Annotated in this window: 16 protein-coding genes; 6 read left to right on the top strand and 10 right to left on the bottom strand. The window is 66.6% G+C overall.

Annotated elements, in window-relative coordinates; all coding sequences use genetic code 11:
* Nucleotides 1-4: 4 nt before the first annotated feature.
* The 6 genes from paaN to paaA all read right to left on the bottom strand — a co-directional run bounded on the left by paaN (nt 5) and on the right by paaA (nt 5,460).
* Nucleotides 5-1,669 (bottom strand): phenylacetic acid degradation protein PaaN, encoded by a 1,665-nt coding sequence (paaN, locus tag DXK93_RS19175; protein ID WP_054450970.1) that lies wholly within the window; start codon nt 1,667-1,669, stop codon nt 5-7.
* Between the two features lie 48 nt (nt 1,670-1,717).
* Nucleotides 1,718-2,806, bottom strand: coding sequence for a 1,2-phenylacetyl-CoA epoxidase subunit PaaE (paaE, locus tag DXK93_RS19180; RefSeq protein ID WP_054450969.1), 1,089 nt, complete (start codon nt 2,804-2,806; stop codon nt 1,718-1,720).
* 13 nt (nt 2,807-2,819) lie between these two features.
* Nucleotides 2,820-3,326 carry a 1,2-phenylacetyl-CoA epoxidase subunit PaaD gene (gene paaD, locus DXK93_RS19185; RefSeq protein ID WP_054450968.1) on the bottom strand — a complete coding sequence of 169 codons (507 nt, stop codon included), beginning with the start codon at nt 3,324-3,326 and terminating at the stop codon, nt 2,820-2,822.
* On the bottom strand, nt 3,323-4,087 hold the full coding sequence (paaC, locus tag DXK93_RS19190; protein ID WP_119450888.1) for a 1,2-phenylacetyl-CoA epoxidase subunit PaaC: 765 nt from the start codon (nt 4,085-4,087) through the stop codon (nt 3,323-3,325). The genes paaD and paaC overlap by 4 nt, the downstream gene beginning before the upstream one ends.
* A gap of 15 nt (nt 4,088-4,102) precedes the next feature.
* The gene (gene paaB, locus DXK93_RS19195; RefSeq protein ID WP_006388300.1) at nt 4,103-4,387 is read right to left on the bottom strand and encodes a 1,2-phenylacetyl-CoA epoxidase subunit PaaB; all 285 of its coding nucleotides are present in this window, start codon (nt 4,385-4,387) and stop codon (nt 4,103-4,105) included.
* 83 nt (nt 4,388-4,470) lie between these two features.
* Nucleotides 4,471-5,460 carry a 1,2-phenylacetyl-CoA epoxidase subunit PaaA gene (gene paaA, locus DXK93_RS19200; protein WP_054450966.1) on the bottom strand — a complete coding sequence of 330 codons (990 nt, stop codon included), beginning with the start codon at nt 5,458-5,460 and terminating at the stop codon, nt 4,471-4,473.
* A 173-nt stretch (nt 5,461-5,633) separates the two neighbouring features.
* Here paaA and paaX point away from each other — a divergent pair, with 173 nt between their 5' ends.
* Nucleotides 5,634-6,563 carry a phenylacetic acid degradation operon negative regulatory protein PaaX gene (gene paaX / locus DXK93_RS19205; protein ID WP_119450889.1) on the top strand — a complete coding sequence of 310 codons (930 nt, stop codon included), beginning with the start codon at nt 5,634-5,636 and terminating at the stop codon, nt 6,561-6,563.
* A 28-nt stretch (nt 6,564-6,591) separates the two neighbouring features.
* Here paaX and DXK93_RS19210 read toward each other — a convergent pair whose 3' ends face one another.
* Nucleotides 6,592-7,218: an NAD(P)H-hydrate epimerase gene (locus DXK93_RS19210; RefSeq protein ID WP_119450890.1), complete on the bottom strand. Its 627-nt coding sequence runs from the start codon at nt 7,216-7,218 to the stop codon at nt 6,592-6,594.
* A gap of 180 nt (nt 7,219-7,398) precedes the next feature.
* Between DXK93_RS19210 and DXK93_RS19215 the strand changes: the two genes are divergently transcribed.
* From DXK93_RS19215 to DXK93_RS19225, 3 genes are all read left to right on the top strand, one after another.
* Nucleotides 7,399-8,760 carry an acyclic terpene utilization AtuA family protein gene (locus tag DXK93_RS19215; RefSeq protein WP_054450963.1) on the top strand — a complete coding sequence of 454 codons (1,362 nt, stop codon included), beginning with the start codon at nt 7,399-7,401 and terminating at the stop codon, nt 8,758-8,760.
* Nucleotides 8,761-8,772: 12 nt separating this feature from the next.
* A complete protein-coding gene (locus DXK93_RS19220; RefSeq protein WP_013392433.1) occupies nt 8,773-9,099 on the top strand; it encodes a DUF4387 domain-containing protein in 327 nt (108 codons plus the stop codon).
* Nucleotides 9,100-9,170: 71 nt separating this feature from the next.
* Entirely contained in the window at nt 9,171-10,121 is a 951-nt protein-coding gene (locus DXK93_RS19225; RefSeq protein ID WP_233564574.1) for a tripartite tricarboxylate transporter substrate-binding protein, read from the top strand.
* Between the two features lie 3 nt (nt 10,122-10,124).
* Here DXK93_RS19225 and DXK93_RS19230 read toward each other — a convergent pair whose 3' ends face one another.
* Both DXK93_RS19230 and orn read right to left on the bottom strand, forming a co-directional pair.
* Complete coding sequence (locus DXK93_RS19230) at nt 10,125-11,099, bottom strand: sigma-54-dependent Fis family transcriptional regulator (protein ID WP_054450961.1); 975 nt, start codon at nt 11,097-11,099, stop codon at nt 10,125-10,127.
* Between the two features lie 13 nt (nt 11,100-11,112).
* Nucleotides 11,113-11,658, bottom strand: coding sequence for an oligoribonuclease (gene orn, locus DXK93_RS19235; RefSeq protein ID WP_042792554.1), 546 nt, complete (start codon nt 11,656-11,658; stop codon nt 11,113-11,115).
* Between the two features lie 63 nt (nt 11,659-11,721).
* Between orn and DXK93_RS19240 the strand changes: the two genes are divergently transcribed.
* Together DXK93_RS19240 and rsgA are read left to right on the top strand one after the other, a co-directional pair.
* Nucleotides 11,722-12,972, top strand: coding sequence for a M48 family metallopeptidase (locus DXK93_RS19240; RefSeq protein WP_054450959.1), 1,251 nt, complete (start codon nt 11,722-11,724; stop codon nt 12,970-12,972).
* Nucleotides 12,969-13,874, top strand: coding sequence for a ribosome small subunit-dependent GTPase A (gene rsgA / locus DXK93_RS19245; protein WP_054450957.1), 906 nt, complete (start codon nt 12,969-12,971; stop codon nt 13,872-13,874). The genes DXK93_RS19240 and rsgA overlap by 4 nt, the downstream gene beginning before the upstream one ends.
* 136 nt (nt 13,875-14,010) lie before the next feature.
* Here the strand turns inward: rsgA and DXK93_RS19250 are convergent, their stop codons facing one another.
* Nucleotides 14,011-14,742 carry a CoA pyrophosphatase gene (locus tag DXK93_RS19250; RefSeq protein ID WP_119450892.1) on the bottom strand — a complete coding sequence of 244 codons (732 nt, stop codon included), beginning with the start codon at nt 14,740-14,742 and terminating at the stop codon, nt 14,011-14,013.
* Between the last annotated feature and the right edge of the window lie 49 nt (nt 14,743-14,791).

Here is a 14,791-nt window from a genome sequence, read left to right on the forward strand (position 1 = left end):
CCGTTCAGACATGACGGCGGGTTTGCACCACGCGGAAGCGGTTGGACACGAAGGCCGAATCCGACAGCGCGGCGTTGGCGGCCGGGTTGGCGCCGGTGCCGTGGAAGTCGCTGAAAGCGGCGGTCTGGTTGACGAACACGCCGCCCGTCAGGTTCAGCGACAGCGACACGCCCGAGACTTCAGCCGCGTCCTGCACCTGGTCGGCGACGGCGTCGCTGGTGGTGTAGGCCGACAGCGACAACGCGCCATGCTTGATGACGCTGTCACGCGCCAGCTGGATGCTGTGCGTGGTGGAATCGGTAGCCACCACGAAGGCGATCGGGCCGAACCATTCCTGGCTGATGGCGGCGTTGCCAGCTTCCGTGCGCAGCAGCAGCGGCGTGCGGACGCGGGCGTTCTCGAACTGCGGGTGCGTCAGCGCCTTGCTGTCGGCCACCACCGGCAGGCCCAGCGCGCGGGCCTTCTCGATGCGCTCGACGATGCCTTCGTTCTGGATCGCGCCGGTCAGCTCGACGGCCTTGGCCGCATCGGCGCCGACCTTCTCGACCGCGGCGCCCAGGGCAGCAGCGACCTCGTCGAAGCTGACGCGGCCTTCCGGCGTCTGGATGCCGTCGCGCGGCACGTAGATGTTCTGCGGCGCGGTGCACATCTGGCCCGAGTACAGGGCCAGCGAGAACGCCAGGTTGCGGGCCACGCCCTTGAGGTCGTCGGTGGAATCGATGATGACCTGGTTGACGCCGGCCTTCTCGGTGTAGACCAGCGCCTGGCGGGCGTTGTTCTCCAGCCAGTCGCCGTTGGCGGTGCTGCCGGTGAAGTCGACGATCTTGACCGCCGGGTCCAGCGCCAGCTTCTGCGCGGTGTCATCGCCGGCAGCGTGCGCGGCCAGCAGGACGACGTCCGGGTCGAAGCCCGCTTCCTGCAGAACTTCGCGCGCCACCTTCACGGTGATGGCCAGGGGCAGGATCGCGCCGGGGTGCGGCTTGACGATGACGGTGTTGCCGGTAGCCAGGCTGGCGAACAGGCCGGGGTAGCCGTTCCAGGTCGGGAAGGTGGAGCAGCCGATCACCAGCGCCACGCCTCGCGGCACCACGGTGAACTGCTTTTCCATGCGGATCGGGTCGTTCTTGCCTTGCGGCTTTTCCCAGACGGCCACGCCGGGGATGCGCGACATTTCCTGCCAGGCGTAGGTCACGGCTTCGAAGCCGCGGTCCTGCGCGTGCGGGCCGCCGGCCTGGAAGGCCATCATGAAGCCCTGGCCGGTGGTGTGCTGGACCGCGTAGGCGATCTCGAAGCTGCGCTTGTTCAGGCGCGCCAGGATTTCCAGCGACACGCCCACCCAGGCGCGCGGGCCGGCGCGGCGCCAGTCTTCCAGCGCGCGCTTGGAGGCGGCGATCAGCTTGTCGGCGGGCACGTGCGGATAGGTGATGCCCAAGTCGAAGCCGAACGGCGATTTTTCGCCGCCGACGGTACCGTCGGCGTCGTGCAGGTTCAGCGGGAAAGGCTTGCCTTGCAGCGCTTCAAAAGCCGCGCGGCCGTCGTCGTTGGCGGTTTCGCCATAGTTGCGGGGGCTGGGCGACTCGGCAAAGGGGCTCCAGTAGCCGCGCAGGGAGGCGGCGGCCATGGCTTGTTCCAGCAGGGGCTGATGACGTTCGAAGAATTGTTGGGACACTGCGTCTCTCCAAATGGATATGGTTTTATCTGCCTGGCGCGGGCCGGGTCAGGTTTCCTGGTCGAAGTCGATGACCAGGCGGTCGCTGACCGGAAAGCTCTGGCAGCTCAGGATGAATCCGCGCGCCACTTCGTAGTCTTCCAGGGCGAAGTTGGCGTCCATGTCCACCTCGCCTTCGATGACCTTGCAGCGGCAGGTGGAACACACCCCGCCCTTGCACGAATACGGCAGTTCGATACCTTGCGCCAGCGCCGAATCCAGCACGCTGTCTTTATTCTTTTCAATCACGAACATACGGCTGTGGCCGTCCTGCACCACGGTCACCTCGCACTGGCCCTTGCCGGGCGCCTGGCGGGCGTCCTGGCCGGTGCGCAATGCGCGCGGCCCCTTGGGCGCGCCGAAGAGTTCGAACTTGATGTTCGACTTCGGAATGCCGCGGGCCTGCAGCCGCTCGACCACGCTTTCGGTCATGGTCTGCGGACCACAGACAAAAGCGTAATCGATATCCTCGGGGCTCATCCAGGCCGACATCAGCTGGTCGACCTTGTCGCCGTCCAGGCGGCCGTTGAAGAGTTCGATGTCCTGGGTCTCGCGGCTCATGATGTAGACCAGCGAGAAACGCTCCATATAGAGGTTCTTCAGGTCCTCGATCTCTTCGCGGAACAGCACCGCGGACGAAGCGCGGTTACCGAAGAACAGCGTGAACTTGCTGTCGGGCTCGGTCGACAGCGCGGTCTTGACCAGGGAGAACACCGGCGTGATGCCGCTGCCTACGGCAAACGCCACATAGTGGCGCTTGTTCTCGGGGGAAAAATCGACGGTGAAGTTGCCGGCCGGCGCCATGACTTCCAGGGTCTGGCCGGGCTGCAGTTCATGGTTGGCCCAGCTGGAGAAAACGCCCTCGTCCACCTTCTTGATGGCCACGCGCAGCAGCTTGTCGTGGGGCGCGGAACAGATGGAATAGGAGCGGCGCTGTTCCTGGCCGTTGAGCTCGGTGCGCAGCGTCAGGTACTGGCCCGGCAGGAAGGCGAACTCTTGCGCCAGCGTCTCGGGCAGGTCGAAGGTCACGACCACGGCGTCGCGCGTGTTGCGCGCCACCGAAGCCACCGTCAAGGAATGGAATTGGTTCTGGCTCATTGCGAAACCGCTCTCAGTGAGTCTTGAAATAATCGAAGGGCTCGCGGCAAGACACGCAGCGATACAGCGCCTTGCACGACGTGGACCCGAAGTTGCTGACCAGGCGCGTGTCTTTCGAGCCGCAGCGCGGGCAGGCGATGGCGGGGCCGGCCGCGCGCCGGCTGATGCCCGAGATGTCGACGGCGCGTTCGGCGGGCGCGGCGATGCCGTAGCCCTTGAGCGCCTCGCGTCCCTTCTCGCTCATCCAGTCGGTGGTCCAGGCTGGCGCCAGGCGGGTTTCCACGCGGACCTCGGCGACGCCGTGGCGGGCCAGCGTCTGCTGGATATCCTGCGTGATCTCGCGCATGGCCGGACAGCCGGAGTATGTGGGCGTGATGACCACGACACAGGCCTCGCCGTCCCAGGACACGTCCCGCACCACGCCCAGATCCACCACGGACAGCACGGGGATCTCCGGGTCGGGGACCTCCTGCAGCCAGGCGTAGACCTGGTCGGCGGAAACGGGCGCCAGCGCGTTCACCAGGTGGCTCCCGGGTAGGCGCGCGGCAGGAACTGCATTTCGGCGAGCACGTAGCCCAGTTCCTCGGTGTGCTTGCCCTGGCGTCCGCCACGGTATGCCAGATGGCTGGCGGCGGCTTCGTCGGGCACCGTCAGGGTGGCTTCTTCCAGGACTTCGCGCACATGGGCCAGCCAGGGCTGGCGCAGGGCCGACAGTTCACAGCCGATGCCGCGGGCGGCGACGTCCAGGTCGACGGCGTCGTCGGCGAACAACTCACCGGTGAAACGCCAGGCATCATCGATGGCGGCCTGCATCTTGGCATGGCTTTCCGCCGTGCCGTCGCCCAGGCGCACCACCATGTCCGAGGAACGCCGCACGTGGTAGGTCACTTCCTTGATGGCCTTGGCCGCAATGCCGGCGACGCGTTCGTCGCTGGACTTTTCCAGGCGCTGCAGCAGGAAATAGTGCCAGACGTCGAACAGGAACTGGCGCGCCATGGTGTCGGCGTAGTTGCCGTTGGGGCGTTCGACCAGCAGCGCGTTATGGAACTGGTGCGCATCGCGCAAATAGGCCAGCGCGTCTTCGTCGCGGCCGGCGCCTTCGACTTCGCCGGCCAGCGTCAGCCACATGCGGGCCTGGCCCAACAGGTCGAGCGCGGTGTTGGTCAACGCCAGGTCTTCTTCCAGGATCGGGCCGTGGCCGGTCCAGGCGCCCAGCCGCTGCGACAGGATGAGCGAGGAATCGCCCAGGCGCAGCAGGTATTCAAACAGAGTCTTGTCCATGTCTCCCCCGCCGTCTTACATGTGCTTGATTTCTTCGGGCATCGGGAAGAACGTGGGATGCCGGTAGACCTTGCTGTTGGCCGGTTCGAACAGCGGATCCTTGTCGCCGGGGCTGCTGGCCGAAATATCGGAGGCGCGCACCACCCAGATGCTCAGGCCTTCGTTGCGGCGCGTGTAGACGTCGCGGGCGTGGTTGATCGCCATTTCGGCGTCGGGCGCGTGCAGGCTGCCGACGTGCTTGTGCGCCAGGCCGTGCTGGCTGCGGATGAACACTTCCCACAGGGGCCAGTCTTTGCTCATGATGGATGTCCTTGAATGCCGGGCGCGCGCGGCGCGCTCCGGTTTGCAATGGTGGTGAAGAAGAGTGGAGCCCGCTCGCGGGCTCAAGCTACCTTGCGCTCGGCCTGCTTGTCGGCGTAGGCGACTAGCGCATCGCGCACCCAGGCGCCGTCCTCGTGCGCCTTGACGCGCGCGGCCAGGCGTTCGCGGTTGCAGGGGCCGTTGCCCTTGAGCACCGCGTAGAACTCGGACCAGTCGATCTCGCCGAAGTCATAGTGGCCGCGTTCGGCGTTCCACTTGAGCTCGGGATCCGGCACCTTCAGGCCCAGGTATTCGGCCTGCGGCACGGTCTGGTCCACCATCTTCTGGCGCAGTTCGTCGTTGGAGAAGAGCTTGATCTTCCAGGCCATGGACTGGGCGCTGTTGGGCGAGTCGGCATCCGAGGGACCGAACATCATCAGCGCGGGCCACCACCAGCGGTTCAGGGAGTCCTGCACCATGGCCTTCTGCTCGGGCGTGCCGTGCAGGCACATCTGCATCAGCAGGTCGTAGCCCTGGCGCTGGTGGAAGGACTCTTCCTTACAGACGCGCACCATGGCCCGCGCATAGGGGCCGTAGGAACAGCGGCACAGCGGGATCTGGTTGATGATGGCCGAGCCGTCGACCAGCCAGCCGATCATGCCGATGTCGGCCCAGCTGAGCGTGGGGTAATTGAAGATGCTGGAGTACTTGGCGCGGCCGGCATGCAGGTCGTCGATCAGGTCGTCGCGTGACACGCCCAGGGTTTCCGCGGCGCTGTACAGGTAGAGTCCGTGGCCGGCTTCGTCCTGGACCTTGGCCAGCAGGATGGCCTTGCGCTTGAGCGAAGGCGCGCGGGTGATCCAGTTGCCTTCGGGCAGCATGCCCACGATTTCCGAGTGCGCGTGCTGGGAAATCTGGCGCACGAGCGTCTTGCGGTAGGCGTCCGGCATCCAGTCCTTGGCCTCGATGCGGACGCCGTCGTCGATCCGGCGCTGGAACGTCTGTTCCCGGCCTTCGAGCTGGTCCGCAGTCTTGACCTGCTTGACGCCGGTTTCGACGAGTTGAGCGTACATGTCTGTCTCCTTGAAGACGGTTTGCGAAAACGCAAAGCAAACGTTCCGCAGTGCCGTCATGTCATAGGCGGATTATTTAATACAAAAAATTCATTGTCAAACTCAAATCTGTATCACATTGGATTTATGTATCATATTGCGGATCCCGATATCGGCCACTCTGGCCCCCTCTAATGGCAAACCCTCAGTCGCCCCTGGACCGCTTTCTGTCACGCCTGATCAAGAACGATCCGCCGCGCGCGAAATCGCTCTGCGTCAGCCTGCTCGGGGACGCATTGGCGCCGCACGGCGGCGCCATCTGGCTGGGCGATCTGATCGAGCTGCTGGCCCCGCTGGGCATCAATGAACGGCTGCTGCGCACCAGCGTGTTCCGCCTGGTGGCGCAGAACTGGCTGCAATCCGAACGCCACGGACGGCGCAGCCTCTACCTGATCTCCGAGCAGGGCCTGCGCCACACCGCGCACGCCTCGCAGCGCATCTATGTCGGTCCGCCCCTGGAATGGAACGGCGAATGGACGCTGGTCGCCCTGCCGCGCACCGGCAACGGACTGGCCGAGCGCGCCGAGTTGCGCCGGGAACTGGTCTGGGAAGGCTTCGGCATGATCGCGCCCGGGCTGTTCGCGCATCCGCACACCGAGGCAAGCGCCGCGCACGACATCCTGGAAAAGCTGGGTATCCCCGACCGCGCGCTGGTACTGTCGGCGCGCGACCTGGCCGGCGCAGGCGGTCTGCCGATAGCCAGCCTGGCCTCGCAATGCTGGAACCTGGACGAGCTGGCCGAGCAGTACCGCCAGTTCGCGAAGAATTTCGGCCCGCTGGAAAAGCTGCTGGAAACCCCGCCCGCCCCCGCCGATGCGTTCATCGTGCGGGTCATGCTGCTGCACAGCTGGCGCCGGATCGTGCTGCACGATCCGCAACTGCCGGGCCCCATGCTCCCTGACGACTGGCCCGGCCATGCCGCCCGCGAGATCTGCGGCCGCATCTACTGGCAGGTGTTCGACGCGTCGGAAGCGCATCTGGATGCACTGGCCGGCCGCGACAACGAGCGCTACGCGCCGCTGGCGGCCGACATCGCCTCGCGCTTCGGCGGCAAGCCCGCCTAGGCCAAGACGCCAAGACCTGCCTTTCGGATCAGGCCGCCGGCTCGATGGTCACGCCCAGCGTGTCCACTTCCGACACGCCGCAGGCGTCGCGTCCCGGGCCTGGCCGTTCCAGCCCCCTGGCCCGGCCGATGAAAGACAGCGTCCAGCGCGCCCGGATGGGCCGCCCCAGGGCCTCGCCGCTATCCGCGTCTATGCCGCTGGGCACGTCCAGCGCCAGCACCGGCACGCTCCAGGCGTTGACCGTGTCCACCAGCGCCTGCCAATCCGCGCCCAGCGGGCGATTCAAGCCGATGCCGAACAGGCCGTCTATGACCAGTTCCGGCACGAAGCCCGTTTCCAGTTCCGACCAGGTTTCACCGCCCGCGGCCAGCCAGCCGGCATAGGCGCGGGCGGCATCCGGAGGCAGGCGCTGCGCCCCCGCCGGCAACAGCACCCGCACGTCATGTCCCATGGCGCGCAGGCCGGCCGCAGCTTCCAGCGCATCGCCGCCATTGTTCCCAGGCCCCGCCAGTGCCAGCACCCTCGCCCCCGGCCCGAGCCGCGCCGCCGCGTAACGGGCCGCAGCGGCCCCCGCCAGGGGCATCAAGTTTCTGCCGGCGGCCAAGGCCTGGCGTTCGGCGTCGCGGATCCGGGCGACCGGGTATGAAGATGGCATCGCTTTTTATGTGTGAAATTCACGCATTGCGTGAAAATTTACCCGCAAATTTAAAGAGGTCGCGCCGACAAGCCCGCAAATGCGCGGGATTTGCGCTTCCCGCCAGTTGGCACGCATCTTGCGTTGTAGTCATTGCCGGTACGAGCGAGACCGGACGACTCAACTGAAGAGACTACACCCATGCGTTCCATGAGCATCATCTGCCCGAACGGGCACTTAGGATTCGCCCCCTTGCGCACCGAGAGCTTCCAGCTCGGCGTCGCCGCCGGGCCGGACTGCATCGCCGCCGACTCGGGCAGCGACGACGTGGGTCCCGTGCCGCTGGGCTCCGACACCTCCACCAGCCCGCAAGCCTGGCAGCGCCACGACCTGGAACAGATGCTGCTGGCCGCGCGCAAGCTGGGCGTGCCCATGGTCATCGGCTCGGCCGGCGACACCGGCTCCAACAGCCGGGTCGACCTGTACGTGCGCCTGATCAAGGAGATCGCCGCCGAGCACAAGCTGGCGCCGTTCAAGGTCGGCTACTTCTATTCCGAAGTCGACAAGGAACGCGTGCGCCGCGCGCTGCGCGCGGGCCAGCAGGTGGCCGGCCTGGACGGCTACGCTGACCTGACCGAAGCCGAGCTGGATGCCAGCGACCGCATCGTGGCGGTGGCCGGCGTGCATCCCTACATCAAGCTGCTGGAAGCTGGCGCGGACGTGATCATCGGCGGCCGCAGCTCGGATGCCGCCGTGTTCGCCGCCCCTGCCCTGCACCGGGGCTACGACGCCGACCGCGCCTATTACCTGGGCAAGGTGCTGGAGTGCGCTTCGTTCTGCGCCGAACCCTATGGCGGCAAGGAAACCGTGATGGGCGAGATCTCGGCGGAGGACGTGCGCGTCACGGCCATGCATCCCGACCAGCGCTGCACCATCGCGTCGGTCGCGGGCCACGCGATGTACGAGCGCTCCAATCCCTACGAAGAATTCTTCGCAGGCGGCCGGCTGGACATGGCCGATTGCCGCTACGAGCAGTTGAGCGAAAAGACCACCCGCATCACCGGCTCGCGCTTCGAACCCGCCGCCCAGGTGCGCGTAAAGCTGGAAGGCTCCGGCAAGGTCGGCGAGCGCTACATGGGACTTTGCGGCATACGCGATCCCTACACCATCGCCAACGTCGACCGCGTCATCGCCTGGGCGCGAGACAAGGTGCGCGAACGCTTCGGCGACTCGGGCTATGAGCTGCACTACAAGGTCTACGGGCGCGACGGCGTCATGGGCGACCTGGAGCCGCTGCGCGACCAGCCGGGCCATGAGCTGTGCGTCATGGTCCAGGGCGTGGCGCCGACCGCCGAAATGGCCGAGGAACTGACGCTTACGGGCCTGCGCCAGATGTTCTACGCCCGCCTGCCCGACGTGAAAGGCACGGCCGGTTCGGTGTCGTTCCCGCTGGACGAGGTGGTGCGCACCAGCGCCGCCTACCGCTGGACCCTGAACCACACGCTGCCGGTGGAAGACGCCGGCGAACTCTTCCCGACCCACCTCACCGAGGCTGGCGCCTGAGCCGGCAAAACCATGAGCACCCAGAAACTCAGCACCCTGGCCAAGACCATCCGCAGCAAGAACGCGGGCGTGAACAAGATCACCTTCGACATCATCTTCCGCGAGCCGGCGACCTACGAGGCGGTCAAGCGCTCCGGCGCGCTGACGCGCGCCAGCATGGCGGCCCTGTACCGCATCGACGACAGCCGCATATCGGACTTCGTGCATTACGATCCCGGCCTGGCCATCAAGTTCACGATCTACCGGCTGGCTCCCAGCGGGTCCGCGGGCGATGGCGACATCTTCGGCGCGCAGCAATATGCGCCGCTGCTGGACGTCGCCGTCCCCATGCCGGACTGAACGCCGCGGGCGCCGCACCTGGCGCCCGCTCCAACCTCCGCTCTCCTAGAGAATCGATCATGAAAGCGCTAATGCAAACAACGTTGTTCCTGGCGACATCCCTGCTGGCCGGCGCGACAGCGGCCCAGACGGAAGTGCCCAAGCAGGTCAAGATCGTGGTGCCGTTCACCGCCGGCGCCAGCAATGACGCGATCGCCCGCGCGATCGCGCCGCAGCTTGCGGCCCGCTTCGGCAACACGGTGATCGTGGAAAACCGCGGCGGCGCGGCCGGCGCGATCGGTTCCGAGTACGTGGCCCGCTCGGCCAAGGACGGCTCGGTGCTGCTTCTGACCTCGTCGACCTTCCTGACCACCGCCGCCACGCAGCCTCACCTGCCCTACGACCCGCTGAAGCAGTTCGCGCCGGTGGCGATGATAGGACAGGGGCCGCTGGTCATCGCCGCCTCGGCGCAGACGCCCTATACCTCGTTGAAGCAGTTGCTGGAAGCGGCGCGCAGCAAGCCGGGCGCCCTGAACTACGGCAGCGCCGGCGTCGGTTCGCTGGCGCATCTGGCCACCGTCATGCTGGACGACGCGGCCGGCACGGAGATGACCCACGTGCCCTACAAGGGCGCGGCCAACGCCGCCTCCGACCTGGCCGGCGGGCTGATCCATGTCATGCTGTCCAACTACAGCACGCTGGCCCCCGTGGTGCAGGGCAAGAAGGTCAAGCTGCTGGCTACCACCGCGCAATCGCCCTCCGCGGCGTTCCCCGACCTGCCGCCGGCCGCGCAGGCGCTGCCGGGATATTCGGTGCAGATCTGGGTGGGTGTGTTCGCGCCGGCGGGCACGCCGCAGCCTTATATCGACAAGCTCAACGCCGCGCTCGTCGAGATCTCGGCTTCGCCCGAAATGAAGGCATTGCTGGACCTGGACGGCACCGTGCCGTCGCGCATGGACAGCGCCGAATTCGGCACGCGCGTGCGCGAGGAACTGGCCCTGTGGCAAGGCATTGCGCGCAAGCACAACATCAGCGCGGAATAGGCCTCAGCCTTCCAGCCCCAGCTTGAGCATCTGGTGGCGCAGGGCGTGCCGCGTGAGCCCCAGGGACTCGGCGGCGCGCCCCAGGTTGCCGTCCTGGGCCTGCAAGGCCGCCCGGATCAGGCCGCGCTGGAACTGCGCGGACAGTTCGGCGTAGGTGCCGGCGGCGGCAGACGAGGCCGCCGGCGCGGGCTTGCCCGCTTCGCGCAGGATGCGCTGCGGCAGGTGCCGCGCCAGTACCGTGTCGCCGTCTTCCAGGATGCAGATGCGCTCCAGCAGATTGCTCAGTTCGCGCACATTGCCCGGCCAGGCGTAGGCCTTGAAAATGCGCCGCACCTCGGGATCGATGACGGTGAAACGGCTGCCGTGGGTGGCGTTGTAGCGTTCCAGGAAGCGCTGCGCCAGCACGATCACGTCATCGCCGCGCTCGCGCAACGGCGGCAGGTTGATCGACACCACCTGCAGGCGGTAATACAGGTCGTCGCGAAAGCGCCCGGCCTGCACCTCCCCCAACAGGATCTTGTTGGTGGCGGCGATGAAGCGCGCATCGACTGAAACCTCCTGGACGGAACCGATGCGCCGGAAGCGCCGGCTGTCCAGCAAGGTCAGGATCTTGGCCTGCATGACCGGATCCAGCTCGCGGATTTCGTCCAGGAACACGCTGCCGCCATTGGCGGCTTCGAGCAGGCCGGTCTTGCGCGCCACCGCCCCGGTGAACGCGCCGCGTTCATGGCCGAACAATTCGGACTCGAGCAGGTTGCCCGGGATGGCGGCGCAGTTGATCTCGGTATAGCCCTTGGCCGCGCGCGCCGACTGCGCATGCAGGTTGCGGGCGACCAGCCCCTTGCCGGTGCCGGTTTCGCCGTAGATGAGGACGATGCTGGCCTTGCTGCGGGCGACCCGGCCGACCAGATCGCGCAGCGCCGCCATCGACGGGTGATCCCCGATGAGCGGCTCGCAGGCGGACGGGGCGGCAGGCATGGGCGGGGGCCGCTTATACCTTCAGGAAGTGTTCGCGGTAGTACTTGAGCTCGTCGATCGATTCGTAGATGTCGGCCAGCGCTTCGTGGCGGCTCTTCTTCTCGAATCCCTTGTAGACGGCCGGCGCCCAGCGGCGGGCCAGTTCCTTCAGCGTACTCACGTCCAGGTTGCGATAGTGGAAAAACTGCTCCAGGCGCGGCATGTAAGCAAACATGAAACGGCGGTCCTGGCTGATGGTGTTGCCGCACAGCGGCGACTTGCCCGCCGGCACATGCTGCGCCAGAAACGCCAGCAGCGTATCCTCGGCCTGCGCCTCGGAAATCGTGGACGCCTTGACCTTGTCGATCAGGCCGCTCTTGCCGTGCGTGGACTTGTTCCAGCTGTCCATGGCGTCGAGCAGGCTGTCGGGCTGGTGCACCACCAGCACGGGGCCCTCGGCCACGACGGTCAGGTCGGGTTCCGTCACCACCACGGCGACTTCGATGATGCGTTCTTTCTCGGGGTCCAGGCCGGTCATTTCCATGTCCAGCCAAACCAGGCGGTTTTCGTTCACAGCCATATAATTTGCCTATAAAACGTTCGATTTTCGCACATACCCACACTTGAGCACGCCGCATCGCCCATGTTCACATTGCTGTTCGTTGCCTTCCTGCTGACCGATATCGCCGTGCGCCTGTGGCTGGCTACGCGCCAGATCCGCCATGTCGCGCGCAACCGTGACCAGGTGCCGTCCGAATTCTCTCACCGTATCGGGCTGGCCAGCCACCAGCGGGCGGCGGACTACACCGTGGCGCGGGTCAAGCTGGGCATGCTGGAACGCACCTACGACGCCATCCTGCTGGTGTGCCTGACCCTGATGGGCGGACTGCAGCTCATCGACCTGATGGTGGCCCAGATTACCAGCAACGACTTCCTGCGCCAGATGCTGCTGCTGGTCGTGGTGGCGCTGTTGCTGGGCGTGCTGGGCCTGCCCTTCACGTTGTGGCGGCAGTTCAAGCTGGAAGCGCGCTTCGGCTTCAACCGCATGACGCCTGGCCTGTTCATCGCCGACGCCGCCAAGGGCCTGCTGGTCGCGGCGGTGCTGGGCCTGCCGCTGGCGGCCGCGGTGCTGTGGCTGATGGGCAGCGCGGGCGCCTACTGGTGGGTGTGGGCCTGGGCGCTGTGGACCGCGTTCAACCTGGCGCTATTGATCGTCTACCCGATGTTCATCGCCCCGCTCTTCAATAAATTCACGCCGCTGTCCGACCCGGAGCTGGCCGGCCGCATCCAGCGCCTGGCCCAGCGCTGCGGCTTTGCGCTCAACGGCCTGTTCGTGATGGACGGCTCGCGCCGCTCCGCCCACGGCAATGCCTACTTCACGGGCTTCGGCCGCTCGCGCCGCATCGTGTTCTTCGACACCCTGCTGGCGCGCCTGAACGGCGACGAGATCGAAGCCGTGCTGGCGCACGAGCTGGGCCATTTCGCCAAGCGCCACATCGTCAAGCGCATCGTCTTCAGCTTCGCCGCCGCGCTGGTGTTCTTCGCCATCCTGGGCTGGATCTCGCAACAGCCCTGGTTCTACGTGGGACTGGGCGTCATGCCGCAACTGGGCGGACGCAACGACGCCATGGCGCTGCTGCTGTTCTTCCTGGTGATCCCCGTCTTCACTTTCATGCTCACGCCCGTGGCCAGCTGGTACTCGCGCCGCGACGAGTTCGAAGCGGACCGCTACGCGGCCGAACAGAGCTCGCCGGAACGCCTGGTGTCCGCGCTGGTCAAACTCTACGACGACAACGCCGCCACCTTGACTCCCGACCCCGTGCACTCCGCCTTCTACGACAGCCATCCCCCCGCCGCCGTGCGCATCCGCCACCTGACGGCGGCCGCTGCATGACCGCGCCGTCCAACGAAGGCCGCATCATCGCCGCCCACGGGCGCCACTACACGGTGGAGCTCGCCGACGGCACGCTGCGCAAGTGCTTCCCGCGCGGCAAGAAGGCAGGCGCCGCCGTCGGCGACCGCGTGCGCATCACCCCCCAGGGCAAGGACGAAGGCGCCATCGACGCCATCCTGCCGCGGCGCAATCTGCTGTACCGCTCGGACGAAATGCGTTCCAAGCAGTTCGCCTCCAACGTCGACCAGTTGCTGATCGTGGTCGCCGTGCAGCCCACGTTTTCGGACGACCTGACCGGCCGCGCCCTGGCCGGCGCCTGGAGCGCGGATATCGCGCCCATCATCATCCTCAACAAGACCGACCTGGCGGACGAACTGCCGGCGGCGCGCGCGCGGCTGGCGCCGATCGCCGCGCTGGGCGTGGACGTGATCGAACTCAGCGCGCTGGAACCCGAAAAGGTGCATACGCTGCTGGCGCCGCGCCTGGCCGGACACACCAGCCTGCTGCTGGGCCAGAGCGGCATGGGCAAGTCCACGCTGCTCAACGCCCTGGTGCCCGACGCGGCCGCTCCCACCCGCGAGCACTCCACCGCGCTGGACATGGGCAAGCACACCACCACCAGCACGCGGCTCTATCACCTGCCCGCGCCGGGCGGCGACCTGATCGACTCGCCGGGCTTCCAGGCCTTTGGCCTGCAGCATCTGAGCCGTGAGGACATCATCCGCGGCTTCCCGGAGTTCACCAAGCCCATCGAGGAGTGCCGTTTCTACAATTGCACCCACCGCCAGGAACCCGGCTGCGGCGTGGTCGCGGCCTTGCAGGCGGGCGCAATCGATCCGGCGCGCTACGCCTTGTACCAGCGCATCCTGGAAGAAAACCTGGCGGGACAGCAGCGCTACTAGCGTGTCGTCCAATGGGAACTTGCTGCGGAGTCCGACACACACTCCCCTGGACGTTCCGTAATTGAATACGGCCCCTGTACGGGGCCGTATTCATTGGCAGCGAAAGCCGGAAACCAAGGCCGGCTTGCGGCGGGGATCAACGGGGCGTAAAGCCGTGGCGCAGCAGATGGTAGAGGTTGCGCAACATGCCGGCTGTCGCGCCCCAGATGAAATGCTTGCCGTAAGGCATGCCGTAGTACTGGCGCACCCGGCCGTCGTCCAGGCGGGCCTCATAGAGCCGGTGATTGGCCGGATCCATCAGGAAGGACAACGGCACTTCGAATACTTCCGCCACCTCGAAGGCGTCGGGCGCCAGGTCAAAGCCTGGACGCACCAGCGACACCACCGGAATGATGGAGAACCCCGTCGCCGTCAGATACGGCGGCATGCTGCCCAGCACTTCGACGTGGTTGGCGGGCAGCCCGGTTTCTTCCTGCGCTTCGCGCAAGGCCGCGGCCTCCGGCGTGGAGTCGCTGGTTTCGATGCGCCCGCCCGGAAAGCTGATCTGGCCGGCATGGTCATGCAGGTGGGCGGCGCGCTGCGTCAGCATGATGTGCACGCCGTTGTCGCGCGTTACCAGCGGAATCAGCACCGCCGCAGGCACGGGCACGCCTTCGCGGCCCGGATAACGCAGGTCGGTGTCGCGCGACAGCTCCAGCGTCCAGGTGGACGGCTGGCTGAGCGTGCCCCGCAACGAATCCGGGGTCAACAGGCTGGCGGGCACGGCCGGCAAGGACGCGTTGGCCACCACCCAGGGTTGCGTCGCCGGATCGAAGCCGGGACGCGCCAGCGGCCGCCGGGGCCGCGGGGAAGACGAGGAATCAGACATACGTCTCTGCAAAAGACTCTGCAAAAAGAAAAAGGCACCCTCGCAGGTG

It is taken from the genome of Achromobacter sp. K91, assembly GCF_003576205.1.
In the GTDB taxonomy this organism is placed as follows: Bacteria; Pseudomonadota; Gammaproteobacteria; order Burkholderiales; family Burkholderiaceae_B; genus Achromobacter; species Achromobacter aegrifaciens.